Source organism: Phytobacter sp. SCO41 (assembly GCF_003073275.1).
In the GTDB taxonomy this organism is placed as follows: Bacteria; Pseudomonadota; Gammaproteobacteria; order Enterobacterales; family Enterobacteriaceae; genus Phytobacter; species Phytobacter diazotrophicus.
This window is the reverse complement of the sequence record NZ_CP027225.1, coordinates 1,897,626-1,922,727: the sequence shown is the minus strand read 5'-3', so window position 1 is coordinate 1,922,727 and position 25,102 is coordinate 1,897,626. Positions and strand designations below refer to the sequence as shown.

21 protein-coding genes are annotated in these 25,102 nt (G+C 52.2%); 1 reads left to right on the top strand and 20 read right to left on the bottom strand.

Going from position 1 to position 25,102, the window contains the following annotated elements; translation table 11 throughout:
* Positions 1–705 precede the first annotated feature (705 nt).
* Positions 706–1,710: an NAD-dependent epimerase gene (locus C5523_RS09195; RefSeq protein ID WP_108700981.1), complete on the top strand. Its 1,005-nt coding sequence runs from the start codon at positions 706–708 to the stop codon at positions 1,708–1,710.
* Between the two features lie 36 nt (positions 1,711–1,746).
* On the opposite strand, the gene ugd is transcribed toward C5523_RS09195, so the two are convergent.
* The 20 genes from ugd to wcaA form a co-directional block, all read right to left on the bottom strand.
* Positions 1,747–2,913, bottom strand: a complete 1,167-nt coding sequence (gene ugd, locus C5523_RS09190) for a UDP-glucose 6-dehydrogenase (RefSeq protein ID WP_041851944.1) — start codon at positions 2,911–2,913, stop codon at positions 1,747–1,749.
* 199 nt (positions 2,914–3,112) lie between these two features.
* Complete coding sequence (gene gndA / locus C5523_RS09185) at positions 3,113–4,519, bottom strand: NADP-dependent phosphogluconate dehydrogenase (RefSeq protein WP_041851951.1); 1,407 nt, start codon at positions 4,517–4,519, stop codon at positions 3,113–3,115.
* Between the two features lie 311 nt (positions 4,520–4,830).
* Positions 4,831–5,724 (bottom strand): GalU regulator GalF, encoded by an 894-nt coding sequence (gene galF, locus C5523_RS09180; protein ID WP_041851958.1) that lies wholly within the window; start codon positions 5,722–5,724, stop codon positions 4,831–4,833.
* A gap of 182 nt (positions 5,725–5,906) precedes the next feature.
* On the bottom strand, positions 5,907–7,313 hold the full coding sequence (gene wcaM, locus C5523_RS09175) for a colanic acid biosynthesis protein WcaM (RefSeq protein WP_108700980.1): 1,407 nt from the start codon (positions 7,311–7,313) through the stop codon (positions 5,907–5,909).
* 11 nt (positions 7,314–7,324) lie between these two features.
* Positions 7,325–8,545 (bottom strand): colanic acid biosynthesis glycosyltransferase WcaL, encoded by a 1,221-nt coding sequence (gene wcaL / locus C5523_RS09170; protein ID WP_108700979.1) that lies wholly within the window; start codon positions 8,543–8,545, stop codon positions 7,325–7,327.
* A complete protein-coding gene (wcaK, locus tag C5523_RS09165; RefSeq protein WP_041851960.1) occupies positions 8,542–9,819 on the bottom strand; it encodes a colanic acid biosynthesis pyruvyl transferase WcaK in 1,278 nt (425 codons plus the stop codon). The genes wcaL and wcaK overlap by 4 nt, the downstream gene beginning before the upstream one ends.
* Before the next feature lie 78 nt (positions 9,820–9,897).
* Positions 9,898–11,376, bottom strand: coding sequence for a colanic acid undecaprenyl disphosphate flippase WzxC (wzxC, locus tag C5523_RS09160; RefSeq protein WP_071195747.1), 1,479 nt, complete (start codon positions 11,374–11,376; stop codon positions 9,898–9,900).
* A gap of 159 nt (positions 11,377–11,535) precedes the next feature.
* Complete coding sequence (gene wcaJ / locus C5523_RS09150; RefSeq protein ID WP_108700977.1) at positions 11,536–12,930, bottom strand: undecaprenyl-phosphate glucose phosphotransferase; 1,395 nt, start codon at positions 12,928–12,930, stop codon at positions 11,536–11,538.
* A gap of 81 nt (positions 12,931–13,011) precedes the next feature.
* Entirely contained in the window at positions 13,012–14,382 is a 1,371-nt protein-coding gene (cpsG, locus tag C5523_RS09145; protein ID WP_108702306.1) for a colanic acid biosynthesis phosphomannomutase CpsG, read from the bottom strand.
* 131 nt (positions 14,383–14,513) lie between these two features.
* Positions 14,514–15,950 (bottom strand): mannose-1-phosphate guanyltransferase, encoded by a 1,437-nt coding sequence (gene cpsB, locus C5523_RS09140; RefSeq protein ID WP_108700976.1) that lies wholly within the window; start codon positions 15,948–15,950, stop codon positions 14,514–14,516.
* Positions 15,947–17,251 carry a colanic acid biosynthesis fucosyltransferase WcaI gene (gene wcaI / locus C5523_RS09135; protein ID WP_041851964.1) on the bottom strand — a complete coding sequence of 435 codons (1,305 nt, stop codon included), beginning with the start codon at positions 17,249–17,251 and terminating at the stop codon, positions 15,947–15,949. The genes cpsB and wcaI overlap by 4 nt, the downstream gene beginning before the upstream one ends.
* Complete coding sequence (locus C5523_RS09130) at positions 17,248–17,721, bottom strand: GDP-mannose mannosyl hydrolase (protein ID WP_071195745.1); 474 nt, start codon at positions 17,719–17,721, stop codon at positions 17,248–17,250. Before C5523_RS09130 ends, wcaI begins: the two co-directional genes overlap by 4 nt.
* Before the next feature lie 2 nt (positions 17,722–17,723).
* Positions 17,724–18,689: a GDP-L-fucose synthase gene (locus C5523_RS09125; RefSeq protein ID WP_108700975.1), complete on the bottom strand. Its 966-nt coding sequence runs from the start codon at positions 18,687–18,689 to the stop codon at positions 17,724–17,726.
* 2 nt (positions 18,690–18,691) lie between these two features.
* Positions 18,692–19,813, bottom strand: coding sequence for a GDP-mannose 4,6-dehydratase (gene gmd, locus C5523_RS09120; RefSeq protein ID WP_041851967.1), 1,122 nt, complete (start codon positions 19,811–19,813; stop codon positions 18,692–18,694).
* 28 nt (positions 19,814–19,841) lie between these two features.
* Positions 19,842–20,390, bottom strand: coding sequence for a colanic acid biosynthesis acetyltransferase WcaF (gene wcaF, locus C5523_RS09115; RefSeq protein ID WP_041851968.1), 549 nt, complete (start codon positions 20,388–20,390; stop codon positions 19,842–19,844).
* Positions 20,391–20,537: 147 nt separating this feature from the next.
* A complete protein-coding gene (wcaE, locus tag C5523_RS09110; protein ID WP_108700974.1) occupies positions 20,538–21,284 on the bottom strand; it encodes a colanic acid biosynthesis glycosyltransferase WcaE in 747 nt (248 codons plus the stop codon).
* Positions 21,285–21,297: 13 nt separating this feature from the next.
* Positions 21,298–22,518, bottom strand: a complete 1,221-nt coding sequence (gene wcaD, locus C5523_RS09105) for a colanic acid polymerase WcaD (RefSeq protein ID WP_041851970.1) — start codon at positions 22,516–22,518, stop codon at positions 21,298–21,300.
* Positions 22,493–23,710 carry a colanic acid biosynthesis glycosyltransferase WcaC gene (gene wcaC, locus C5523_RS09100; protein ID WP_108700973.1) on the bottom strand — a complete coding sequence of 406 codons (1,218 nt, stop codon included), beginning with the start codon at positions 23,708–23,710 and terminating at the stop codon, positions 22,493–22,495. The genes wcaD and wcaC overlap by 26 nt, the downstream gene beginning before the upstream one ends.
* On the bottom strand, positions 23,707–24,198 hold the full coding sequence (wcaB, locus tag C5523_RS09095; protein ID WP_041851972.1) for a colanic acid biosynthesis acetyltransferase WcaB: 492 nt from the start codon (positions 24,196–24,198) through the stop codon (positions 23,707–23,709). The genes wcaC and wcaB overlap by 4 nt, the downstream gene beginning before the upstream one ends.
* On the bottom strand, positions 24,198–25,040 hold the full coding sequence (wcaA, locus tag C5523_RS09090) for a colanic acid biosynthesis glycosyltransferase WcaA (protein ID WP_041851973.1): 843 nt from the start codon (positions 25,038–25,040) through the stop codon (positions 24,198–24,200). Before wcaA ends, wcaB begins: the two co-directional genes overlap by 1 nt.
* Between the last annotated feature and the right edge of the window lie 62 nt (positions 25,041–25,102).

The window sequence follows — 25,102 nt, the reverse complement described above, 5'->3', positions numbered from 1 at the left end:
CACCTAAATCCTGTGCAAAAAGAAACCAAACGATCACGTCACTAACTCGCAATTTCGTTGTTTCAAGGCGATTTTACTATCAGGACTATCTCATTTTTCGGTACTCAGTACATATGTGCATAACTATCGCCCGTTTCGAGGCCCATCTAAAGCAGTTAAACCAAGTGAATACACCCAAGACTGATTGATGGTCAGAGGTTAACCTGTCGTAGCATCAGACAATCAGGTTAAATTTAATGCATTTCCTCATTACCATCGATATCCTTTTATTTCAATCGGTTAACGATAACACAATCAGGCATTGACATCCAGAATATATCACCTACTTATTATAACCCTGACACGTAAGAATAAAAATTAAAAAACATGGCGAACCAGTTAGCACATCAATGAACACTGGCAGAGACATGCACGGGCTATAGCAAAAAGTGACAGAATGGTTAAAAACCACCCCAGCAGACTCATTTTTCAGAGAAATCAACGATACGAGAGAATAACCCCTTGAAAATGTTGAATATTATCAAGTTCGTTATTGTCGCCAAGCGCAGTTATATTACCCAGCAATAACCGCCTGTTTTTCATCCAGCCGTAAACATGTATACACCGTCCGGAAATTCATCTGCTGTAAAGCAGATGAACCTTATAGCAAGCCAGTGTAAAATCGAGACTTGTACACAGCGGGTATATACAACCCGGAGGATATATATGAAGTTTTTAGTCACGGGAGCTGCTGGATTTATCGGCTTTCATACAATCAAACGCCTTTTGGAGGCCGGGCACGCTGTAGTCGGAATTGATAATCTTAACGATTACTATGATGTTAATTTGAAGCAGACTCGTGTGAATTTACTACAATCACCGTTGTTCAGCTTTCGTAAAATCGACATTGCTCATCAACACCTCATGTCACAGCTGTTTGCCGAAGAGAAGTTCGACCGCGTTATCCATCTTGCCGCTCAGGCGGGCGTACGTTATTCACTGGAAAACCCACATGTTTACGCCGAAGCTAACCTGATTGGTCATCTGAACGTGCTGGAAGGCTGCCGCCACAATAAGGTTCAGCATTTGCTGTATGCCTCCTCCAGTTCTGTTTACGGCCTGAACCGCAAGATGCCTTTCTCTACAGAAGATTCGGTTGATCACCCGGTATCGCTTTACGCCGCAACCAAAAAAGCCAATGAGCTGATGTCGCATACCTATTCACATCTTTATGGTTTACCGACCACGGGACTGCGCTTCTTTACGGTTTACGGCCCGTGGGGACGCCCGGACATGGCGTTGTTCAAATTCACGAAAGCCATGCTCGAAGGCAAAAGCATTGATGTCTATAACTACGGCAAGATGAAACGCGACTTTACCTATGTGGATGATATTGTTGAAGCCATTATCCGCATGCAGGATGTGATTCCGCAGGCTGACCCGAATTGGACCGTTGAAAGTGGCTCCCCGGCCAGCAGTTCAGCGCCTTATCATATCTACAACATCGGCAATAGCTCGCCGGTCGAGTTGATGGATTACATCACAGCGCTGGAAGAGGCGCTGGGTATTGAAGCGCAGAAGAACATGATGCCGATTCAGGCGGGCGATGTGCTGGAAACCAACGCCGATACGCAGCCGTTGTATGACACCATCGGTTTTAAACCGCAGACATCGGTTAAAGAAGGCGTGAAGAAATTTGTCGAGTGGTACAAGACGTATTACAAGGCGTAAAAAAACGGCCCTGACGGGCCGTTGTCATTTCTGTGGTTAGTCGTTACCGAACAGATCGCGGGTATAGACTTTGGCTTCAACATCCGCCAGCTCCGGCGCCATGCGGTTTGAAATAATCACATCCGATTCTTTCTTGAAAGCTTCCAGGTCACGGACAACGCGAGAGTGGAAGAACTCGTCTTCCTGCATTACCGGTTCATAAATGATGACCTGTACACCCTTCGCCTTGATACGTTTCATAATCCCTTGAATAGAGGATGCGCGGAAGTTATCCGAACCGCTCTTCATAATAAGACGGTAGACACCCACCACCTTCGGTTTACGGGAAAGAATGGAGTCAGCAATGAAGTCTTTGCGCGTGCGGTTCGCATCCACGATAGCCGCAATAATGTTATTCGGCACCGACTGGTAGTTCGCCAGCAATTGCTTGGTATCTTTTGGCAGGCAGTAGCCGCCATAGCCAAATGACGGGTTGTTGTAGTGATTGCCAATACGCGGGTCAAGGCAAACCCCTTCAATGATCTGGCGCGTATTCAGCCCCAGCGCTTCGGCATAGCTGTCCAGCTCGTTGAAATAGGCCACGCGCATTGCCAGATAGGTATTAGCGAACAGCTTGATGGCTTCGGCTTCGGTGGAATCGGTGAACAGCGTTGGGATATCTTTCTTGATAGCCCCTTCCTGCAGCAGCCCCGCAAAACGCTCAGCGCGTGCGGAACGTTCGCCAATGACAATACGTGACGGATGCAGGTTGTCGTAAAGCGCCTTACCTTCGCGCAAGAACTCCGGCGAGAAGATGACATTGTCGATGCCGAGCTCATCTTTGATGGACTGAGTGAACCCCACCGGAATGGTAGACTTGATAATCATCACCGCATCGGGGTTGATTTCGTGCACATCGCGGATGACCGACTCAACACTGGAAGTATTGAAGTAGTTGGTTTTCGGGTCGTAATCAGTCGGGGTGGCGATAATGACATAATCGGCGCCCCGATAGGCATCTTGCTTATCCGTGGTGGCGCGAAAATTCAACTCTTTTGTCGCCAGGTACTCTTCAATTTCTTTATCAACTATCGGCGATTTTTTCTGATTCAGCATATCGACTTTAGCCTGCACGATATCGAGTGCGACCACTTCATGATGCTGCGCAATCAGAATACCGTTCGATAAGCCAACGTAGCCTGTTCCTGAGATTGTTATTTTCATTCGCTCTGCAACTTCTTCCGGTTAAACATTTGAGGGTGAACACGTCGCCTGTATAGATGGCGTATCGAGTCAGCATATCGTCAGTATATCGTGGTTTTCTACAACGGCGCCTATCAGACCTGACTGAAACCCGCCTTTAGAAAATAAAAAAGCCCGGAGGAGCGCTCCGGGCCTACATTTTGCTGTTGGCTATTTCAGATTAATCCAACCACTCGGTGTGGAACACACCCTCTTTATCAGTACGTTTATAAGTATGCGCGCCAAAATAATCACGTTGAGCCTGGATCAGGTTGGCTGGCAGTACTGCAGCACGGTAGCTATCGTAATAGGCAACCGCAGCGGCAAAGGTCGGTACCGGAATACCATTTTGTACAGCATAAGCCACGACATCGCGCAGCGCCTGCTGATACTCATCAGCGATTTTCTTAAAGTACGGTGCCAACAGCAGGTTAGCAATTGCCGGCGTTTCTGCATATGCATCGGTAATTTTCTGCAGGAACTGAGCGCGGATGATGCAGCCTGCGCGGAAAATTTTCGCGATTTCGCCGTAGTTTAAATCCCAATGGTATTCATCAGACGCAGCACGCAACTGAGAGAAGCCCTGTGCATAAGAGACGATTTTACCGAGGTACAGTGCACGACGAACTTTCTCAATAAACTGCACTTTATCACCAGCAGGTTGTGCCTGCGGGCCACTCAGAACTTTAGACGCGGCAACGCGCTGCTCTTTCAGCGAAGAGATATAACGTGCAAACACGGATTCAGTGATCAGGGAAAGCGGTTCACCGAGATCCAGGGAACTCTGGCTGGTCCATTTACCGGTGCCCTTGTTGGCTGCCTCATCCAGAATAACATCGACCAGATAGTTACCGTCTTCATCTTTCTTGGTGAAGATGTCCTTGGTAATGTCGATCAGATAGCTGCTCAGCTCACCTTTATTCCACTCGCTGAAAGTAGTAGCCAGCTCTTCGTTAGACAGATTCAGCCCGCCTTTCAGTAATGAATAGGCTTCTGCAATCAATTGCATGTCGCCATATTCGATACCGTTGTGAACCATTTTAACGTAATGGCCCGCACCGTCAGCTCCGATATAGGTCACACAAGGCTCGCCATCTTCAGCAACGGCTGCAATTTTGGTCAGGATCGGTGCGACCAGTTCGTAAGCATCTTTCTGACCGCCAGGCATGATGGATGGGCCTTTTAGCGCGCCCTCTTCACCGCCTGAAACACCGGTACCAATAAAGTTAAAGCCCTCAGCAGAGAGTTCGCGGTTACGACGAATGGTGTCCTGGAAGAAGGTATTACCGCCATCAATGATGATGTCGCCTTTTTCCAGATACGGTTTCAGGGAGTCAATAGCGGCATCTGTGCCAGCGCCCGCTTTCACCATCAACAGGATGCGACGGGGAGTTTCTAAGGATTCAACAAACTCTTTCACGGTGTAATACGGAACCAGTTTCTTGCCAGGGTTCTCGGCAATCACTTCTTCGGTCTTATCACGGGAGCGGTTGAAAACGGAAACGGTATAGCCACGGCTTTCGATGTTAAGCGCCAGGTTGCGCCCCATCACGGCCATACCAACAACGCCGATTTGTTGCTTAGACATGCAAAACTCCTGTCAGGTGTGGTTACCCATCCGGCAACGAGTCAGACGGGCTTAAGTGGATAGTATGTTACTTAATACCTGATTCTAATGCTATACGAAAACTCGGGAGGTGAGCGACTGTACTTCTCCCGGTCGATTGAAAAAGTGTTCCCACTGAACGAGTGGCTTTACTTGGGGGAAATGTAGAAGAAGAAATATGCGGGTTTGGGCTGGTAGCATAAAAAAGCGGGCAAATGGCACATAAAATGTGATGTATTTATCCGCCTTAATCTCTCAACCCACACTTACCTCAAGAAGCGCAGGTTTTACAATTACTGCGTCAAAAGTTTCTTAATGCTTTCGCGGAATTTTTGACCTTCTTTGAGGTTACGCAGGCCGTAGTTGACGAACGCCTGCATGTAGCCCATTTTTTTACCACAGTCGTAACTCTCGCCGGTCATCAGCATGGCATCCACTGACTGCTTCTTCGCCAGTTCCGCGATGGCATCCGTTAACTGAATACGTCCCCATGCGCCAGGCTCAGTACGCTCCAGCTCTGCCCAGATTTCAGAGGAAAGCACATAGCGGCCTACAGCCATCAGGTCTGAATCCAGCGTTTGCGGCTGATCCGGTTTTTCGATGAACTCAACGATACGGCTCACCTTACCTTCGCTATCCAGCGGCTCTTTGGTCTGAATCACAGAGTATTCAGACAAGTCGCCCTTCATGCGTTTTGCCAGCACCTGGCTACGGCCGGTTTCATTGAAACGGGCAACCATTGCCGCCAGGTTGTAACGCAGCGGGTCGGCAGAAGCGGAATCCAGAATGATATCCGGCAGGACCACCACGAACGGATTGTCGCCAACGATTGGGCGCGCACAGAGAATGGAGTGCCCCAGGCCCAGCGGTTGCGCCTGACGGACGTTCATGATTGTCACGCCAGGAGGGCAGATTGACTGCACCTCAGCCAGAAGCTGACGTTTTACGCGCTGTTCAAGTAACGCTTCCAGCTCATAGGAGGTATCGAAGTGGTTTTCGACCGCGTTTTTGGAAGAGTGAGTTACCAGGACGATTTCTTTGATCCCTGCAGCAACAACTTCGTCGACGATGTATTGAATCATTGGCTTATCGACGATAGGTAGCATCTCTTTAGGAATAGCTTTGGTGGCGGGTAGCATATGCATCCCCAAACCTGCTACCGGAATAACTGCTTTCAAATTAATCATTATGCCTTCCACCTGTAAATGATTGATAAATTATAGACCTTCAACTTCTTTTCGCCAGCGTTCACGGGACGAGTTGCCGCGAAATATGTTACGCCGATTGTCGTATAATTGCTGTAGATGTAATCCTGGCAGTGAAATAAAGTCTCCAGGATTCATCGCAAAGTATGACAATCTCCTTACCGCTACGGCTTCGCCGGCAAACGGAAGTTGAGATTTTGTACATTCACAACCTGATGATCGATGCGATCAATATCGACGGAGCTCTGCCCTTTCTCATTCACAGCTTTAATATTTGCCAGCGACAGCAAGGTATCCTGCCGCGCCATAAAGCGCCCGCGCACATCCTTACGTAAATCGAAGTTAAGCTTGAGTGCCGGCCCCACAGAGGAGTCTTGCATTACATTGATATTTCGCAGGAAAAGGTGTTGTGGTTTGTTATGGAACTCCAGCGTTGCCCGCTGTAAGTTGAGGTTGGTAATCGCCACAAATGAGGTGGCGTTACCGGACGATATCTGGATACCGCGCAGCTTGTACTGATTCTGTGCATTCTCCAGGCGAATATCGTTCAGTTTGAAATTTTGCGGAATGGACAAATAATCGCCTTTGATAACCCCGTAGCCGATGAGCATCCCGGCACTGTTGACCATCGAGACGTTATCAATGACAAAATTGTCACAGCCATATATCGCCACCGTCGCGTTATCTATCCCGGCTTTTTTGCTGAAGTCCGGGGTAATATTTTCTGCCTTAATGTTACGAATAATAAAGTGTTTACCGTTTTCAACGTGGACCAGTTGTCGGCAATTGCTGCCAGTGATGTTGGCAACCACAAAATTCTTCACCGCCTGGTCTTCCGGGTAGGTGTTATCGTAGGTACTGCCCGCCAGCCCAATACCTATGCCCCAGTTGATTTTGCCGTTTGTGCAATCAATATGGTCAATGACATGGTCAGAGATCAGGATATCGCGATCGTTAATGGCGACGTTCCACTCTATGGCGTCACCTTGCAGGTAGCTAAAGCGGCTATTGGTGATCCGGGCGCCAATAATCTGATTATGGAAGCCCTGACGCAGAATGGCGTAGTTGGCCTTGGTGACCGTAATGTTGTCGATGGTCAGATTGCGCATAACCTGCGGCTCTTTTCCACCGATGTAGATTTGCGCCACCGGGCCATAACCGCTCATATTCAAACCTTGAATGACACAATCTGAACCGCGGACATCAAGCGTCAGATTGTACAGACTCCCCCCCTTCTCACCGATGACCTTACAGCCATCCTGCAATACCAGACGTCCACGACCATTGCTTTTAATACTCCCCCGCACCAGCAGCGTCTTCCCCGGCGGAATAAAGACCCCGGTATTGAGATTTTCACACACCAGACCTTCCGGGATTTCAACCGTTTGCGCTTCACTAAAGGCCTGTTTCAACGCCGCAGGCCAGTCGGTTGTCTGATAGCGACGGATATCCACCGTTTCGGCGCGCGCTGTGGCAACCGGTAAAAAAGGCAGCGCCGCAAGAGCGGCGCCAGCAGTCAGGAAACTGCGTCGGTTAAACGCAAATCGATTCTTTTTTTCGAACTCAGACATAGGACCTCGATTCAGAGCGCCTGTAGCAGCGTGGCAAGTTGCTGATTGATACGTTGCTGGTTGAAGTCGGCTTCGATTTTTTGGCGGGCACGGGCAATCACCGGCGTCAGATCCTGACGCTGCATTGCACTGAACTCGGCGAGCTTGTCCGCCAGCGTGCGGGCGTCATTTTCCGGCACCAGCCAGCCAGACTCCCCAGCGTTGATCAGTTCAGGAATGCCACTGTGCACCGTTGACACCACCGGAATACCTACAGCCATTGCCTCCATGAGGGCCACGGGAATCCCTTCCATATCGCCATCCACACCGGTGACCGACGGCAATAAAAAGAGATCGGCTTCATCCAGCATCGCTTTGACCTCATGGCTGGGCTTAAAGCCCGGCATGTGGATCACATCATCCAGTTGGTATTGCTCAATCAGGGTGCGCAAGCGCCGCTCCCACGGGCCAATGCCCAAAATAGTCCAGGTAAAGGCCACACCACGCTCTTTAAGTAAACGGCAGGCTTCAATACCTACATGCAGCCCCTTTTTTTCAGTCAGCCGCGCAACAGAGATCATCTGCAGCGGCGTTCCGGGGGCTTTCACCGGGCGCAGGGTAAAACGGGCGATATCAACCCCCATGCGCGAGATGGCAATTTTTTCTTCCGGGCAGCCCATACTGCGTAACCTGTCCGCCCACAGTTCACTAATAGGTAACATCAGGTCGCCGCGGCGAAAGAGCTGCTGATATTCCGGCGCATAGTGGCTGAGCACATCACGATGCGAAATATCAATGCCGTGGAAAACAGTGGCAATCTTGCCTTGTAACAGGCCCAGTTCGCGCAGTTTCGCCGCCGTAACCCCTGCCGGGCCAAAATGGGCAATAAAGACATCGGCGCGAAAAACCTGCGGTGTCAGACCGCAGATGGCTGCCAGAATCAGATTTCGCGCTTCATCACCGTAGCGCGACATATTGAGCGCTTTCCAGGTGGCCGCGCGTCCTGCGCCGCGTAATATCGCCTGCCCACGATAGCGCAGTTTCGCCAGCTTGCCCTCCGGCTCATCCAGTAACCAGTGGGTTTTTTCCGCCAGACGGTACTCCGTCCAGGCACTATGGGTATTTTGCAGATCGCCCTTATGCAGCGCGACGATCTCCACCTCATAACCCATGTTGATAAACGCCACAATCTGATTCAGAACAAAGGTTTCCGAGGCGAGCGGGAATTTCAGCAAAAAGAAGCTGACTTTCATTTCACCTCCCGAATGCGATCCAGCACCGATTTCACCATCAACGCGCCTTTCTCTCGTTCGGCCGCTACGGCGGTGGCCAGGCGTTGATTGAGCGCAGGCAGTTGCCCCAGGGTGTCCGCCGCCATCGCCGCCAGCGAGCCATCTAGCAAGTGGCGAATGTCCACCGCCATCTCCGGCATACCGAGCTGCTGCATAATCCCGGCTGATTTGTGTTCGTAGTTAATGGCGATAGCCGGCGTACCGAAGTTCATCGAGATGATGGCGGAGTGCAGGCGTGTCCCCACCGTCAGGTCACAGGCGGCGAGGATTTTACCCATTTCGAGGTCGTTAAGTTCATCCATGACCACGTGGTAGCGGGACGGGTCGCTAATATGCTGACGCAGATTGAGCGCCACCATCCGGTCATCTTTGTTGTAACTGTCGATACCGGTACAGGTCGAGAGCGCGATCACCTGCCAGCCTGCATCCAGAATGCGGTTCACCACGTCGGCAAAGGCCTTTTCATAGGCTTGCTGGGTCGTACCCAGTCGCTTATCAAACGGCGCGAGTTCACGTAGCGTAATAGCGACGGTTTTCTGTTTTGCGGCCACATCCAGCCAGTGACGGACGGCGTAGCTGGGGATAAACGCCGCATCATCTTCAACCAGCCAGGCGGTATCAACGCCCTGCTCCACTTTCTCGGTCGTGATTTCACTCTGCTTCATTAAATTCAGACTGACGCTCTCACGTAGGATCAACGCGTCGCAATGACCAAAGACATAATTTGCCAGTTGATTAAACTGCGGATCCTGGAACGGCCCGACGCTGTGGCCAATCATATACAACGGCTTTTTAGCCATAAACGTACAGAGGGCATGTTCGAACTGCGGAACGCCGTAAAGATCGACAAAAAAGGAGCCACCCACCTGGATAATCGCGTCATAACCTGCAAGCAGGCGGACGAAATCGGTAAAACCCTGGGCAATAGCGATGTTGCGCAACTTGCCGCTATCGGTCACCCGAGAAAGCAGTACCTGGTGCTGGTAGCGACGGCGCAGGACCTTTTTCACCCGCCCCATTAACCCGGCGGCAGTATTGTGCGCTTTCATCTGGCTGTAGAGTGGATCACCCATGACCGGGCGGTTCAACAGCCAGGAAGAACTCACCGGGTAGCGGCTCATTACGTCCACTTCCGCTTGTGGTTCGATGCGTGCAATCGCATCCAGCAACCCGCGCAAAATGGCGCTGTCGCCACGGTTGCCGCAGGTGTGATTGCCAAGAATTAATAATTTCATAATGACCTCTTAAAAAATTCCCCTCCCCCCAACTCTCTCCGTTCGCGAAGAGAACCGGGGTGAGGAGGAAAATGAATATCAACCGGCACGCAATAGCGTTTTCATTTTTTCGTTGCGGCAAAACTGGCGCTTCATCTCCACCACCAGCGCATTACGTGACAGCACAATCATCGCCGCGAATGCCAGCGCGCCCGCCATCACCTGAACGGCAAGCAATGCCGACACAGGCAGACGCCCGGCGAGTGACAGCCCCAGCCCATAACTCACCACCAGCGTTGGCAGCGACAGGTAGAACGGCAGCCACAGACTCAGGATGTACTGGCGATAGCTGGATCCCAGAACAGGTTTGATCATCACGAAATAGCTCAGGACGGTGTTAATAATCTGCACCAGCAGAAAGCCCAGCGTGACGCCAATGGCGCCTGCCAGGTGGCCGCCAATAATGATGGCGGGAATAAACAAAAAGGTTTTGAAGACATTGAATTTAAAGCTGATATCCACGCGGGCTTTGGCCATTAACAACGACCCAATCGGATTGCCGACCGCACGCAGCAGCCCCACAATGCATAACAATTGCAGGACAGGAATGATGCTGCTCCACTTCTCGCCGAACACCAGCGGCACGAAATTATTCGACACCACCAGCAGCCCAAGCAGGATCGGAAAGTTAATGATCCCCACCACCGACAACAGCTTGTAAAAATTAAGCCGCAGCTTTTCCGTGTCATCCTGAATTTTGGCGAAAGCCGGGAACAGGACGCGCGTAATGATGGGGTTGAGTTTCATTGGTGGAACGACGGCCACGTTATAGGCCAGGTTGTAACCGCCCGCGACGCTGGCCCCAAGGATGCGCGCCAGTACCAGCGTAGAGAGATTGGTGTTCAGGTAGTTAATGACGCTGTCCGCCGTAAGCCACGCGCCAAACTTGAGGTTAGAACTGACCGAACGCAGCGAAAAATGCAGACCAGGACGGTAAATCTTGCGGCCAAACCAGCCGAAGAGCAGCGTACGCACGGCGCTGTTAACCAGATAGCCGAGGATGGCGGTCATTGCCAGCGGCCAGAAAAAGGCGCTGACCACCGTAAAGGTAAAACCAGCCAGCACCGAGACGGTTTCTATGCTGCCGATCTTGTTAAACTCCAGCTCCTTTTGCATCAGCGCCCGGAACTGCTGACCATGCGGAATCAGCACAAAGGCCAGCGACAGAGTTTTTATCAGCGGCGCCAGATCCGGGTTATGCAGCAACCCGGCAATCAGATCGCTGAGTAAAAAGATAGCCACACAGACCACCAGCCCCAGCCCGACATTCAGCCAGTACAGGGTGGTGAGTTCGAGATGACTTATCTCCTTACGCTGGATGATGGAGTTGGCAATACCAAAATCCGATAGCGTATCGGCGAGCGCGATAATCACCAGCGAGACAGTGAGCAGGCCAAACTGGTGGTTATCGATAATGCGCGCCAGTACGGTCATCTGTACCAGCCCAAGCCCGATAATGGTCAACGTTGCCATGGCCGACCATTTCGCCCCGCTGATGGTTTTTTCACGTAAGCTCATGATTATTTTTCCTTTGAACATGGCCCATAAGGCGTTATTGGCGCAGGCAGTTTGAACACGGACAGCGCGGAAAAACCGGAACGTACACGAAGTACGTGAGGATTTTGAGCACTGCCCTGGTTCAAAATGGCCAGCAAAATAGCCTTATGGGACAAGTTCCTAATACGCCGCTTTATTCACAAACCCTTTAAAGATGGTCAGAAAAACGATTTTGATATCGAACCAAAGACTCCATTCACGGATGTACTCAAGGTCGAACTCAACGCGTTTTTCCATTTTTTCCAGCGTATCCGTCTCGCCGCGCCAGCCATTGATCTGCGCCCAGCCGGTAATACCCGGTTTCACTTTATGACGCAGCATGTAGCCTTCAATGAGCTGACGGTACTGCTCGTTATGCGCCACCGCATGAGGGCGTGGACCGACGATAGACATCCCGCCCGTCAGCACATTGATAAACTGCGGTAGCTCATCCAGTGACGTCCGGCGCAGGAAGCTGCCAACTTTGGTCACGCGCGGATCGTTTTGCGTGGCCTGGGTTACGACTTTGTCGTTCTCCATAACTTTCATGGAGCGGAATTTCCACACTTTGATGGGCTTACCGTCCATACCGTAACGGGTCTGGCGGAAGATAACCGGGCCCGGGGAGGTCAATTTCACCGCCAGCGAGATCCCCAACAGAACCGGTGAGATCAGCATCAGGATGAGCGACGCCAGCACAATGTCTTCAAGGCGTTTGAGAATGCGGTTGACGCCCGAAAGCGGCGTGTCATACAGCGGCACCACCGGCACGCCATTCACCTCTTCAATCCGCGAATGCAGAATGTTGAAGGTGAAAACATCGGGTATCAGGATCACCGAGCAGGTGGTGTCTGCCAGTTGCCGCACCAGATGTTTGATGCACTGAGCGTCGTTCATTGACATGGCGATGTAGACGTTGTGGATTTTCCCGGCGCGAGCGTCATCAAGCAGTTGGTCATAATTGCCCACCCAGTCACTGCTCACGCCACCCGGTTTCGCGTCGTGATAGACACCGACCACTTCAAAACCCAGCCAGGGTTCATTACGAAAACTCTCCAGCAGTTCCTGCCCGGCGGGAAGGTCGCCCGCCACCGCAACGCGACGGGTGTTATAGCCATGATTACGCAGCCAACCGGCGGCAAAACGGATCACGCCACGGCAGATAATCAGCCCTGAACTGCTGAGCAAATACCAGGCAAAATAGAGGGCAAAGGTATTGTTAAGTTCGCTGCGAAAAGCCACCAGACCGGCGCTAAAGACAAAACTGAGGGTCCAGTTTTGCAGCAATAAAACCAGCTCGGTCATAAACCGCACACCACGCCATGAACGATAAAAATCAGTCATGCCGCCAATCATCTGGAACACCACGAGGGTAATGAGGGCCATCAGCAGGTGCTGATAAAAGAATGGCAACGTATTGAACCTACAGACAATGTACAGCCCACCGAACATGATGGTGATGTCTGAGAATCGCTGCACGATTGAGATTAACGATGCATTCGTTTTGGCCCGGTCGCGCTTTTTTAGATTTGTCATCGTTGTACCTATTCATTTGTTTCCCCCCACCCCAGCCCTCTCCTCTCGCAGAAAAGGGTTAGAGTGAGGGGAAAACAGGGATTACTGTTTCAACAACGCCAGAATGTCCTGTGTTCGCGCCTCCATCAGCGCGGTGTCGCTGCGCGATTCCACGTTCAGACGCACAACCGGCTCGGTATTGGACGAGCGCAAATTAAAGCGCCAGTCCGGGAAGGACATGCTGATGCCATCGGTTCGGTCAACGCTAAGCGCAGAACCGGTAAAATGTGCTTCGACGCGGGCGATTGCCGGCGCGGCCTGGTCCAGCTTTAAGTTGATCTCGCCACTGGCCGGGAAAGCCGCCATGCGATCGCGTACCAGCGCTTCCAGCGTTTTGCCCTTGAGACACAGCAGCTCCGTCACCAAAAGCCATGGGATCATGCCGCTATCGCAATAGGCAAAATCACGGAAATAGTGATGCGCGCTCATCTCACCGCCGTAGATCGCATCCTCTTCACGCATCCGCTCTTTAATAAACGCATGCCCGGTTTTCGACATCACCGGCTTACCGCCTGCCGCTGTGACAACGTCCACCGTGTTCCAGGAAAGGCGCGGGTCGTGGATGATCTTCGCGCCGGGGTTTTTCTCCAGGAATGCCTGCGCCAGCAGACCGACGATGTAATAGCCCTCGATAAACTGGCCGTTACCGTCAAAGAAGAAGCAGCGGTCAAAATCGCCGTCGAACGCGATACCTAAATCCGCATGATGTTCAATAACCGCGTTGCGGGTATCGTCACGGCATTCCGGCAGCAGTGGGTTCGGGATACCGTTCGGGAAGTTGCCATCGGGGGTGTTGTGCACCTTGATAAAGGTGACGGGAACATTGTTCGCCTTAAAGCGCTGTTCCAGGGCATCAATGACCGGCCCTGCCGCCCCGTTACCGGAATTGATCACCAGTTTTAACGGTTTGAAATTCGCCAGGTCGACATAGCTGAGCAGGTGATCAATATAGGCGTCACGCAGGTTGATTTGTCGATAGCTGCCGCGTTTTTGCGCATTCACTGGCGGGAAGTCATTCGCTTCTGCCAGGCGCTGAACATCGCGCAGCCCCGTATCACCGCTGATTGGACGGGCACCTTTACGGACCAGCTTCATGCCGTTGTAGTCCATCGGGTTATGGCTGGCCGTCACTTCAATCCCACCATCTACGCCCAGATGGAAGGTGGCAAAATAGATCTCTTCGGTGCCCGAAAGGCCGATATCCAGAACATCCACACCCGCGTCTTGTAGCCCTTTGGCCAGCGCCAGCTTTAATGTTTCGCTCGTTAAACGGACATCACCGCCCAGCACGATGGTTTGCGGTTTTAAATACTCGCCATAGGCCCGGCCAATCCGCCAGGCAATGTCTTCATTCAGCTCTTCATCCAGCTTGCCGCGAATATCGTAGGCTTTAAAACAGGTTAATTTTTCCATCATTACCTCGTTTTCAGGCAACAGTTAGCCCTCTCCGGTGTGGAGAAATAATCAAAAAGAATTCAATCGTTATATCTATCCGACGTCGCGTTGCGGCAAATCAGCGGCTGCGCGAAAGGTGTCGGACAGCGTCAGATGCGCCCGTAGCGATCTTCAAACCGCACAATATCGTCCTCTTCAAGATATGAACCGGACCGTACTTCAATTAAATCGAGCGGTATTTTCCCTGGGTTCTCAAGACAGTGACGTGCGCCGAGCGGAATGTAGACCGACTCGTTCTCACCGAGCAGTTTAATCTCGTCATTAATGGTGACTTTCGCCGTACCGGCCACCACGACCCAGTGTTCAGCCCGATGATGATGCATCTGGACCGAAAGCCCTTCGCCAGGTTTCACGGTGATGCGCTTCACCTGATAGCGATCGCCCGCATCAATGGAGTCATATTTCCCCCAGGGACGGTAGACTTCGCGGTGAATGTGGTGCTCATGGCGGCCATCCGCTTTGATCTGCTCGACCACTTTCTTCACATCCTGCACATGGTTACGGTCCGCAATCAGCACGGCATCCTTGGTCTGCACCACCACCAGATCTTTCACGCCGACGGTGGTGACCAGACCGGACTCGGCATAGACGAAGCTGTTCTCCGTGTCATGACTGATGACGTCGCCGTGATGGACGTTTCCCTCGGGCGTATGGGCGCTGATTTCCCACAACGAGGACCAGGAACCCACATCGCTCCAGCCGGCATCCATCGGTACCACCACCGCATCGGCGGTTTTTTCCATTACCGCGTAGTCGATAGACTCTTCCGGGCAGGCCAGGAACGCGGCTTCATCAACACGGATAAAGTCCAGGTCCGGGTCCGTTACATTCATTGCGCGTTCGCAGGCCTCGTAAATATCGGGACGATATTTTTTCAGCTCTTCCAGATAGCGCCCGGCGCTGAACAGGAACATGCCGCTGTTCCAGTAATATTCACCGCTCGCCACATAACCCTGCGCCGCATCGAGGTTCGGTTTTTCCACAAACTGCGCCACGTCGAAGGCCAGACCTTCACCTTTACCTGGGGTCACTTCGCCACGACGAATGTAGCCATAACCGGTTTCCGGCAGGTCCGGTACGATGCCAAAGGTCACCAGTTTGCCGCTTTCGGCATAGGCCAGCGCCTGGCGCACCGACGTGCGGAACGCCTCTTCATCCTGAATCACATGATCCGCTGCCAGCACCAGCATCAGCGGGTCAGAGGTCGGGTTATGGCGTTTGATCGCCATTGCGGCCAGCGCAATCGCCGGTGCGGTGTTACGCCCCGCCGGTTCAAGGATGATGTTTTCCGTCAGCTTGTTGAGCTGGCGCAACTGCTCGGCAACGATAAAGCGGTGTTGTTCATTACAGATAACAACCGGACTTTCACACTCCACCCCGTCCAGACGGCAGACGGTGGTCTGCAGCATGGTCAAATCGCCTTTCAGGCAGAGAAATTGTTTTGGATACAGGACACGGGACAGTGGCCACAGGCGGCTGCCGGAGCCTCCGGCCATCACTACCGGATACAGTTGTGTTTGACTCATGATTTATCCCCATTCCCTTCGTAATTCAGACGTTCGTCTTGCGCATGGGCGGCCTGCCCTGCACTGACCGCCGGATCGCGTCGGGAGATATCAGTCATAAACTGGGTTAACACGCTCTCTTTCTCGAGCGTGCGTTCGGCATATTCACGTGCCACCGCGTTGGTTTTGGGCATCAAGAGTGCCTGTTCGATGCCCGCCGTTAACGCCGGTACGGATTCAGGCTCTACGCACACGGCAATGCCCGGCGATGCCAGACACAGTTGGCCCAATTCGGTGGACGCCTCGGCGGTGATAACGGCATTGCCGCCCACGGCGAGGATATTGGTCAGTTTCGATGGCAGCACGGCATCCGCCGCGCCACGTTTTTGAATCACCAGATGGCAATCGGCCATCTTGAGCAGCGCAGGCAACGCCTCGTAAGACTGCAACGGAAAGAATTTCACGTTATCCAGCCCCTGTTGCAGGGCCTGTTTTTCCAGTCTCACTTTGCCGCCACCCTGACCCACAATCACAAACAACCACGGTTGCTCGCGAAGGTTAGCCGCCGCCGCAATCACATTTTCCAGCCCCTGCTTTTCACCAATGTTGCCGGAGTAAAGAATAATTTTTTTATCTTCCGGCAATCCCAGCGCTTGTCTCAGTTGGGCAACGTCCTGCGCGTCAACGTCGCGAAAGCGGGCCACTTCTGACCAGTTCGGGAAGAAGATTATCCGCCCTGGCTCCACCCCTTTTTCCCGTGCTTTGTTCATCATTGAGCGGGAGATGGTGGACACATTGTCAACGTTGTGCAGGCCGCTGCGCTCAAACGCGGCGGCCAGTTTCGCCACTTTGCCGGTTTTGCCTTTCCCGGCCATCCCTAAACCAAGCATGGCGTCAACTTCATAATCCTGGATGTGCAGCAGCGTGCGCGCACCGGTGAGTTTTGCCAGCAGGCGCATACCCGGTGTGCAAAACAGTGTTGGTACCACGCCGATGATGCGATCCGGCTTCCAGCGACGCTGTGCCATCAGCGGGAAAAAGCTGCTCACGGCGAAGCTGGTCAGGTGAATCAGGCGTTTCAATGTCGAAGGCTGTTTCGGCACATACAGAGGACAGCGCCAGACGGTCGCGGCACCGCTTTCCCGGCGATAACGCCAGGCGGAATACGCCTTACCCACCTGCCATTCCGGGTAGTAAGGCGGAGCGGTGATGACACGCACGTCATGCCCCTGCCGGGCCATCCATTCAACCATCTCGCCGGTGTATTTACCGATACCGGTTAACTCCGGCGCATAGTTGATGCCGTAAACAAGAATTTTCATAAGCCCGGTACTCCCCGCGCTTCCTTGAAGTAGGCGCGGCTATTGTCATGTACCAGCGGGTCAGCAATCAGCACATCAGGCGTCAGCCAGCGATAGTCATCGTGCTGTTCTGTCGGCAGGGCCAGCGTGGAGGCATCGACCCGTAAGCGAAAGCCGAGCACAATGTAGTGGGTAGAAAAATCGCTGCCGGAGAAGTTGTCGTCATAGAAGTGCTGCCAGACGCCATAAAACTCTCCTGCCGACATCGGCAGGAGTACGCCCAGTTCAGCCAGCGTCAAACGTTCAAACGCGCTCGCCAGAGGTTCATCTTTTTGCACCCGTCCACCCGGCACAAACCAGTAACCCTGCGCCGGACGATTCGTACGCTTGCCGAGCAAAAACTCGCCGCTTTCGTTCTCCACGATAAGATCGATGGAGATAAGCGGAGTCGAACGCACGACCGTGGCAAAATCTTCCGGACGTAAAAACATGCTTACCCCCTGAACCGTTGCTGATTTTCGAGGAACCACTGGTAGGTGCTTGCCAGCCCCTGCTCCAGCGAGATCTCGTGATACCAGCCAAGCGCGTGCAGGCGGGACACATCCAGCAGTTTGCGTGGCGTACCGTCCGGCTTGGTGGCATCAAAGACCACCCGGCCTTTGTAGCCCACGACCTGGGCGAGCGTTTGCGCCAGCTCACGGATCGTGCAGTCCACACCGGTGCCGACATTAATGTGCGACAGCATCGGTTCGGTATTCTCCTGCCACACTTCCCGGTCCAGCTCCATCACATGAATGCTGGCCGCCGCCATGTCGTCCACATGCAGGAACTCACGCATCGGCGTGCCGCTGCCCCATACCACCACGTCAGGCGCGTTGCTGAGCATGGCTTCATGGAAGCGACGGAGCAACGCCGGGATCACGTGGGAGTTGCTTGGGTGGAAGTTGTCATTCGGCCCGTACAGGTTGGTCGGCATCACCGAGCGATAATCGCGGTTGTACTGGCGGTTGTAGGACTCGCACAGTTTGATACCGGCAATTTTGGCAATCGCATACGGTTCGTTCGTCGCCTCCAGCGTCCCCTGCAACAGCTCACTTTCAGCCATCGGTTGGTGCGCAAGCTTCGGGTAAATACAGGATGAACCGAGGAACAACAGCCTGTTCACGTCATGCGAATGCGCCGCGTGAATGATGTTGCACTCCATCATCATGTTCTCGTAGATAAAATCTGCCGGGTAGGTGTTATTGGCGACAATACCACCCACTTTCGCCGCCGCCAGGTAGACCTGGTCGATACGTTCGCTGGCAAAGAACGCCTGCACCTGTGCAGAATCCAGCAGGTTCAGTTCGTCACGGCTACGCAGCACCAGCTCCACGTCTTCGCGCTGCGACAGCAGTCTTACAATGGCCGATCCGACCATGCCGCGGTGACCCGCGACAAAGATACGTTGTTTCGTCATTCTCAGGACTCCAGCGCGATGGCAACCTCGTAACCGTGAGCTTTTAACAGCGAATGTTTTTTCGCCGCTTCAAGATCTTTGGCAACCATCTCAGAGACCATCTCCTGCAGCGTGGTTTCCGGTTTCCAGCCCAGTTTTTCGTGCGCTTTGGTCGGGTCGCCGAGCAGAGTTTCCACTTCCGCCGGACGGAAGTAACGTGGGTCAACGGCAACAATCACATCACCCGGTTTCACGCCTGGCGCGTCATGACCGGTGACGGAAACCACAATCCCCTTCTCTTCCACGCCTTTACCTTCGAAGCGCAGTTTGATACCCAGTTGCGCCGCCGCCATTTCCACAAACTGACGTACGGAATACTGCACGCCGGTGGCGATAACGAAGTCTTCCGGATGGTCCTGTTGCAGCATCATCCACTGCATTTTCACGTAATCTTTCGCATGACCCCAGTCACGCAGGGAGTCCATGTTGCCAAGGTACAGGCAAGATTCGAGGCCCTGGGCGATGTTGGCAATCGCGCGGGTAATTTTGCGGGTGACGAAGGTCTCACCACGGCGCGGAGACTCGTGGTTAAACAGAATGCCGTTGCAGGCGTACATGCCATAGGATTCACGGTAGTTAACGGTGATCCAGTAGGCGTACAGTTTTGCCACCGCATACGGAGAGCGTGGGTAGAACGGCGTGGTCTCTTTCTGCGGGATCTCCTGGACCAGGCCATACAGCTCAGAGGTAGAGGCCTGGTAGAAGCGTGTTTTCTTTTCAAGGCCCAGGAAGCGAATGGCTTCCAGCAGACGCAATGTCCCCATCGCATCCACATCTGCGGTATATTCCGGCGATTCAAAGGAGACCGCTACGTGGCTCATCGCCCCAAGGTTATAGACCTCATCCGGCTGCACTTCCTGCAGAATACGGGTCAGGTTAGAGGTATCCGTCAGATCACCATAGTGAAGGTGGAATTTCGGGTTACTGGTGTGCGGATCCTGATAAATATGGTCCACACGCTCAGTGTTGAATGAAGAGGCACGACGCTTAATGCCATGAACTTCATAACCCTTTTCCAGAAGCAGTTCTGCCAGATAAGAGCCATCTTGCCCGGTAACGCCGGTGATGAGAGCGACTTTAGACATATTTTATTCCTCTATTACTTATCAGAAGTTATTCAGTTTTTACGCGTTCGCGCGTTACCACTGCGGGGTTGCCACGGCAAATTGTGTTTGCCGGAAGCGTCTTAAAAACACTGCTGCGCGCACCGACAACCGTTCCGTCACCAATACGCACGCCGGGGGCAACAAAGACATCCGTTGCCAGCCAGCATTTATCGCCAATCACGATGGGCGACGCGGTAATATCAAAATGCGCGCTCATAAAATCGTGACTGCCGGTACACAAATAACATTTCTGCGAAATCACAGAATTAGCGCCAATTGAGATATCGCCCAGGGTATATAACACAGCGTCATCGCCAACCCAGCTATAATCACCCAGCGTTAATTTCCATGGATAAGTTATTTTCACCGACGGACGAATCACTACGTTTTTTCCGATTTTTGCACCGAATAAACGCAACAGAAAGGCACGCCAGCGATACATAATTTGTGGCGACCAGGCAAATAATGTTGACTGCACCGCCCACCACAATTGAACCTTAATAGCATTCCCGCCCCGGAAGCCTTTCGGCACGGAGAATCCTTGTAAGTCTTGCATCGTGTTTCCTTATACGTGTACCCGTTATTCTTCAAACCGCCGGTGCGTTAACTGCATGCGTTCATCCGAATCACTTACACACGTAAGCTCATCGGAATTCTCTGACTTTCCGTTTTCCCGCGATTCAAATTATTCAGGGCATTCACATTATGCTTTGTTATATAAGGCTTTCGCTTTGCCAGTCGTACGCAGACGTAACAGGTACGACAATTCCGCCCAGAAGCCCGGTACGTGTAATATTTTTCGTTGGACGTTGCGAGCATCCCGACATAATTCAAGGTTATTCGACGTAGAGACGCCACCCATTGAAAATTCGGATACCAGACCGTGCAGGCGTTTAAAGCGAAAGCCTGCCTTAAACATTCTGGCTGCCAGCGCGTAATCGGAAGAGACTTTATATTGTAAATCGTAGGGATAGGTTTTCAGACCACTCATCGGGAAGAATATGGCCTGATGGCTGGCGGGTAAGCTATGGTAAATATACCAACCGCGTTTCGCGCTACGGCGTATTTTTGTGCCATCGCCGAAATCTAATAATGCATCACCAATGTACATGGCATTGTCACGTTTTTCTGCCAACTGGCGGATAACATCGACGCTTTCCGGATGCAGAATATCACCTGAGTTGAGGAACAGCGCGAAGCGGCCATTGGCCATGCTGATGCCTTTATTCATCGCATCATAGATGCCATTATCTTTCTCGCTGACGTAACGTAAGTGGTACTGGCCGTTAAGGTTTTTCAGAAACTCTGCGGTACCGTCGGCAGAGCCGCCATCCACAACAATCCACTCAAATGCGATATCCTGCGCCTGTGCCAGATGGGCCAGTGATTCCCAGGTTTTCTTCACGCCTTCATAATTACGAAACGCAACGGTAATAACGCTTAGTAACATGTGACCCACCTCGTCATATGCTCGAAATATTTAACGCCTTGCGGAAAATAAACGGGCAAACAATTAAAAATGCGTATTCAGGACTGAAAATCGACCCCGTAAAAAACCACGATATCGGAGCGAACAGATAAAGCTGAACACGAAAATTCTGATTATTACCAAACGCATTGACAGTCATTCTTGCTACTTTGAACAAATACCAACCGGTCAGTAATACGGCAAACCATGAAAAATAGATAATTAACAGATACAAGCCATTGTCTATGGTTTTACCGACATCTGCACCGTTAAAGATTCCGAATGATGCGACATATTCGTAAAGTGAGCCGAATCTTACCACACCATCAATGTTGGCCAGGGAATATCCCACCATCGCCAGCGGTCCGATAATGCGATAATAAGAGGAGGAGCCTTCTGTTCCTAAATCACCGAGACGTTCCGCAATATAAGGAAAGGCGAACACCACCCCGACAACAAATACCGCCAGTGAAATAATGGCCAACGGTAATTTCTTGCGTATCGCTTCCTTGTTTAAATACTGAAATGCCCATTCCAGTAGATAAAAAAGGATAAATGTCATTACCCCTGAAAACGATCCCGAAAGAACTATCCCTGTCAGAATCATAGCATCTGTCTTCGGCGTTTTGATACCAAACTGTTTGATGCTGAGCCAAATTGAGATTAATGCCAGAGCGAAGAATGCCGGTTCGAAATAGAGTGCCGTGGTTCGCTTACCGCCAAATTTGATAAAATTCAGTACGTAGCTGTTACTGTAAATCAGATATTTCGAAATTATCTCCATCAGGCTGCTGCCGCCGGAGAGAATAATTTGCGCCATTTCCGCCGCTGCCAGCATCACGACCAACGCAACCACCACGTAGAAGAAGCGGAGTATTTTGCGGTAGTTATGCGGCGAAACAGTTTTGAACCGAATGCTCCACACCATGCCGATGATGATCACGATATAAACAAACAGCATCGTTGAGGTGACATACTTACTGGCGTTAAGCGACTGACCAAAAATGTAGTTAAACAGTGTTAATCCCGCACCGGTGCCCAGGGCAATCATCAACTTTTTCAGGTTGAGTTTATCCACATAGAGCAGCAGTAACAGCGGTAAGAACGTCACAATGGTTATCGGAAAGCTTTCGCCAAGCTGGAAAATCTTCACGTTAACCAGCAGGTAAATCAGCGGCAGCAGGAGATAACTACAGACCCTGATAGAATGAGACATATTCCTCCAGCATCTGTTGCCCACTGTAAGCACGGCGACTACGCGCCCGAAACGCGTCCAGCGATGTGCCGAATACGGCCTGCGCGATGTCGGCTTTGTGACGTTGCACCAGCGGCACGACCTCCGCGTCGCTAAAGGTCTTGCCGCCGGACTTCTCCAGAACCTCACGCGCTGCATCGCTGTGCGTGGCAATCACCGGCACACCAATGGAGAGCGCTTCACACAAAATGAGCGGGTAGTTATCCACACGCGAGGTAAAGAGCAGCGCATCCATCTGGTTGAGTTCGCTCATTAACTGACGTTTATCCGTCAGAAAGCCGTGGTTCACCACGTTCGGTCCCTCAAAGGGAGAAAACTTGCCAAAGGTATGCAGCTCAACCTGTTCACCCAGCGCCATCACGTCACGGACAAGTTGTTGATTGGTCTTGCCGTCATAGCGCAGGTCGTGCGCCACCACGGCGATTTTCGGGCGCCCCTGGGTGACAGTAACCGGAGATAACTCCGCCAGAATGGCTTCGGTCGCCACATCAATTCCATTATTGATAATGCGGCAACGCCCCGCACCGTACAGACTGTTGAATGCCTCCGCCACGTGCTGGCTGGGGGAAATAAACTGGCAGCCGAGGGCCATCATCTCGTTAAATAAACGGCGCTTCTCACCCACCAGTTGATGCGCGCGATCCACTTTTACCGGTGGATAGTTCGCCAGCGTCGGGCATTTTTTGCATCCCTGTTTCCAGCCTTCACAGCCATCGGTGAAGGCACAGCGCCCGGTGACACTCCAGTGATCGTGCAGCGTCCAGACAAAGGTCACGTCAGGCTTATGCGCTTTCAGTTTCTGGCAGAATGCCACCACTTCATTCAGGTTCAGCCAGTAGCTGTGCATCACGTGAAAGTGCAGCACCACCGGGCCTTTGGTGCGGCTGACGCTGCGATAGAGATTGTTAAGATTGCCAAATACATCGCGGTTAAACAGGCGAAACAGCGCCAGGTTTGCTATCGATGTCAGACGTGGGGTCTGTTTAAACACGTTGGGATACTGGTCATGGCTGACACTTTTCTTGCCGCCTTTACCGTAACCATAGACGAACCGCGATTGCATGCCTTGCTGCAATGCCCGCTGGTGTAAATCCAGCGCGACACCCGCCGCGCCGCCTTCGGCGAGGCGAACGTTAAATTGTAATATGTTCATTTTATTGTCTTCACCCGCGCTTTTTCACCCACCACCAGCGCATTATCCGGCACGCTGTCGAGCACGACGCTGCCTGCGCCAACCACGACGTTATTGCCAATGGTGATATCACCCAGCAGGACGACATTGGCCCCGAGTTCAACGTTGTTGCCGATGACCGGACAGGCCAGATTGTCTGCGCCACGATTGCCGATGGTCACGCCATGGCGAATGGTGAAATCATCACCCGCGACCACGTGCTTATTGATCACGACGGCATAACCATGGTGAATAGTGAAACGACGGCCAATCGTGGCAGCCGCCTGGATCTCATAGCCAAACAGGCATTCCGTCATAAAGCGGTAAATCAACAGCACGGGGGCAGCCCACAGGTTGTTGAGCACATTTTTCTTACGCCATACCGAGCAAAAATGGGCGACGCGATAGGCCGCGACCATGCAGCACGGGCGCAAACTCCATTGATTAGCGCGAAAATCTTCCAGTCGCATTATTTCCCTCGCAGACCATCAGCCAGACGCTTGCCATTACGCACGGAGAAAAGAGTCAGCAGCGTGCGCCAGTTCATACGCTTGTTGCGGATCTGGTACAGCGTGAAGAGCTGATATTTCTTGCTGGCGCGGTCAAACTTGGCTTTGTGTTTCCGGTAGAAATGGAAGTAGCCGGAGAATTTTTTCGGCGACGAAGTAATCTGCATTTCACCGTGATTGATGTGCAGAATTTGCGTCGCTTTTTCGATTTTCCACGGTTCGCCGTACTGCTCTACCATGCGTAAAAAGATGTCGTAGTCCTGTGCCGCTTTCAGTTTTGTATCGAACAGACACTCTTTGAAGCGCCATGACCAGCTAAACACCTGGTTGCCCACAATGTTGCGCTTGTAGAACAGCTTGCGGGAAAACGGCGATTTTGGGTAAAGCGGTAAACTGGTCGGTTGTGAATAGACTTCGCCCTGGCAGACATAGTCATTGGCATAGAGAAAAGCCCGCGTTGCCAGATGGTGTTTATGTTCCAGAAAGACCGACAGGCGGTCCGGCGTCCATTCATCATCATCATCAATGCCAGTAATAAACTGGCCTGTCGCCTGCATGATCGCCTGGTTGCGTACCGCACAGGCGCCGGAATTAAATGCGTTACGGGTATAGGTCACGCGTGGATCATTCAGTTCGGCCACATAACTCTGGAGTTGCTCAAAGGCCGTCGAGCAGTCGTCAACAATGATCATTTCCCAGTGGGTGTAATCCTGACGCAGCACCGATTTGATGGCGCGGATCGCCAATTGTTGGCGGTTCCACGTTGGCATATAAATCGAGATTAACGGACGTTCTGTGGTCATTTTCTTCCCCGATTGATCAATATTCCCTTCACCCCGGCCCTCTCCCTCAAGGGAGAGGTTTA

What these genes read in the sequence shown, in the direction of transcription:
- galF (WP_041851958.1), bottom strand. Translation starts at nt 5,724, where the DNA reads ATGATTAATTTGAAAGCAGTTATTCCGGTAGCAGGTTTGGGGATGCAT.
- wcaK (WP_041851960.1), bottom strand. Translation starts at nt 9,819, where the DNA reads ATGAAATTATTAATTCTTGGCAATCACACCTGCGGCAACCGTGGCGAC.
- cpsG (WP_108702306.1), bottom strand. Translation starts at nt 14,382, where the DNA reads ATGGAAAAATTAACCTGTTTTAAAGCCTACGATATTCGCGGCAAGCTG.
- wcaB (WP_041851972.1), bottom strand. Translation starts at nt 24,198, where the DNA reads ATGCGACTGGAAGATTTTCGCGCTAATCAATGGAGTTTGCGCCCGTGC.
- ugd (WP_041851944.1), bottom strand. Translation starts at nt 2,913, where the DNA reads ATGAAAATAACAATCTCAGGAACAGGCTACGTTGGCTTATCGAACGGT.
- C5523_RS09195 (WP_108700981.1), top strand. Translation starts at nt 706, where the DNA reads ATGAAGTTTTTAGTCACGGGAGCTGCTGGATTTATCGGCTTTCATACA.
- wzxC (WP_071195747.1), bottom strand. Translation starts at nt 11,376, where the DNA reads ATGAGCTTACGTGAAAAAACCATCAGCGGGGCGAAATGGTCGGCCATG.
- C5523_RS09125 (WP_108700975.1), bottom strand. Translation starts at nt 18,689, where the DNA reads ATGACGAAACAACGTATCTTTGTCGCGGGTCACCGCGGCATGGTCGGA.
- gmd (WP_041851967.1), bottom strand. Translation starts at nt 19,813, where the DNA reads ATGTCTAAAGTCGCTCTCATCACCGGCGTTACCGGGCAAGATGGCTCT.
- wcaA (WP_041851973.1), bottom strand. Translation starts at nt 25,040, where the DNA reads ATGACCACAGAACGTCCGTTAATCTCGATTTATATGCCAACGTGGAAC.
- wcaF (WP_041851968.1), bottom strand. Translation starts at nt 20,390, where the DNA reads ATGCAAGACTTACAAGGATTCTCCGTGCCGAAAGGCTTCCGGGGCGGG.
- gndA (WP_041851951.1), bottom strand. Translation starts at nt 4,519, where the DNA reads ATGTCTAAGCAACAAATCGGCGTTGTTGGTATGGCCGTGATGGGGCGC.
- wcaC (WP_108700973.1), bottom strand. Translation starts at nt 23,710, where the DNA reads ATGAACATATTACAATTTAACGTTCGCCTCGCCGAAGGCGGCGCGGCG.
- wcaM (WP_108700980.1), bottom strand. Translation starts at nt 7,313, where the DNA reads ATGTCTGAGTTCGAAAAAAAGAATCGATTTGCGTTTAACCGACGCAGT.
- wcaI (WP_041851964.1), bottom strand. Translation starts at nt 17,251, where the DNA reads ATGAAAATTCTTGTTTACGGCATCAACTATGCGCCGGAGTTAACCGGT.
- wcaD (WP_041851970.1), bottom strand. Translation starts at nt 22,518, where the DNA reads ATGTCTCATTCTATCAGGGTCTGTAGTTATCTCCTGCTGCCGCTGATT.
- wcaL (WP_108700979.1), bottom strand. Translation starts at nt 8,545, where the DNA reads ATGAAAGTCAGCTTCTTTTTGCTGAAATTCCCGCTCGCCTCGGAAACC.
- wcaE (WP_108700974.1), bottom strand. Translation starts at nt 21,284, where the DNA reads ATGTTACTAAGCGTTATTACCGTTGCGTTTCGTAATTATGAAGGCGTG.
- wcaJ (WP_108700977.1), bottom strand. Translation starts at nt 12,930, where the DNA reads ATGACAAATCTAAAAAAGCGCGACCGGGCCAAAACGAATGCATCGTTA.
- C5523_RS09130 (WP_071195745.1), bottom strand. Translation starts at nt 17,721, where the DNA reads ATGTTTTTACGTCCGGAAGATTTTGCCACGGTCGTGCGTTCGACTCCG.
- cpsB (WP_108700976.1), bottom strand. Translation starts at nt 15,950, where the DNA reads ATGAGTCAAACACAACTGTATCCGGTAGTGATGGCCGGAGGCTCCGGC.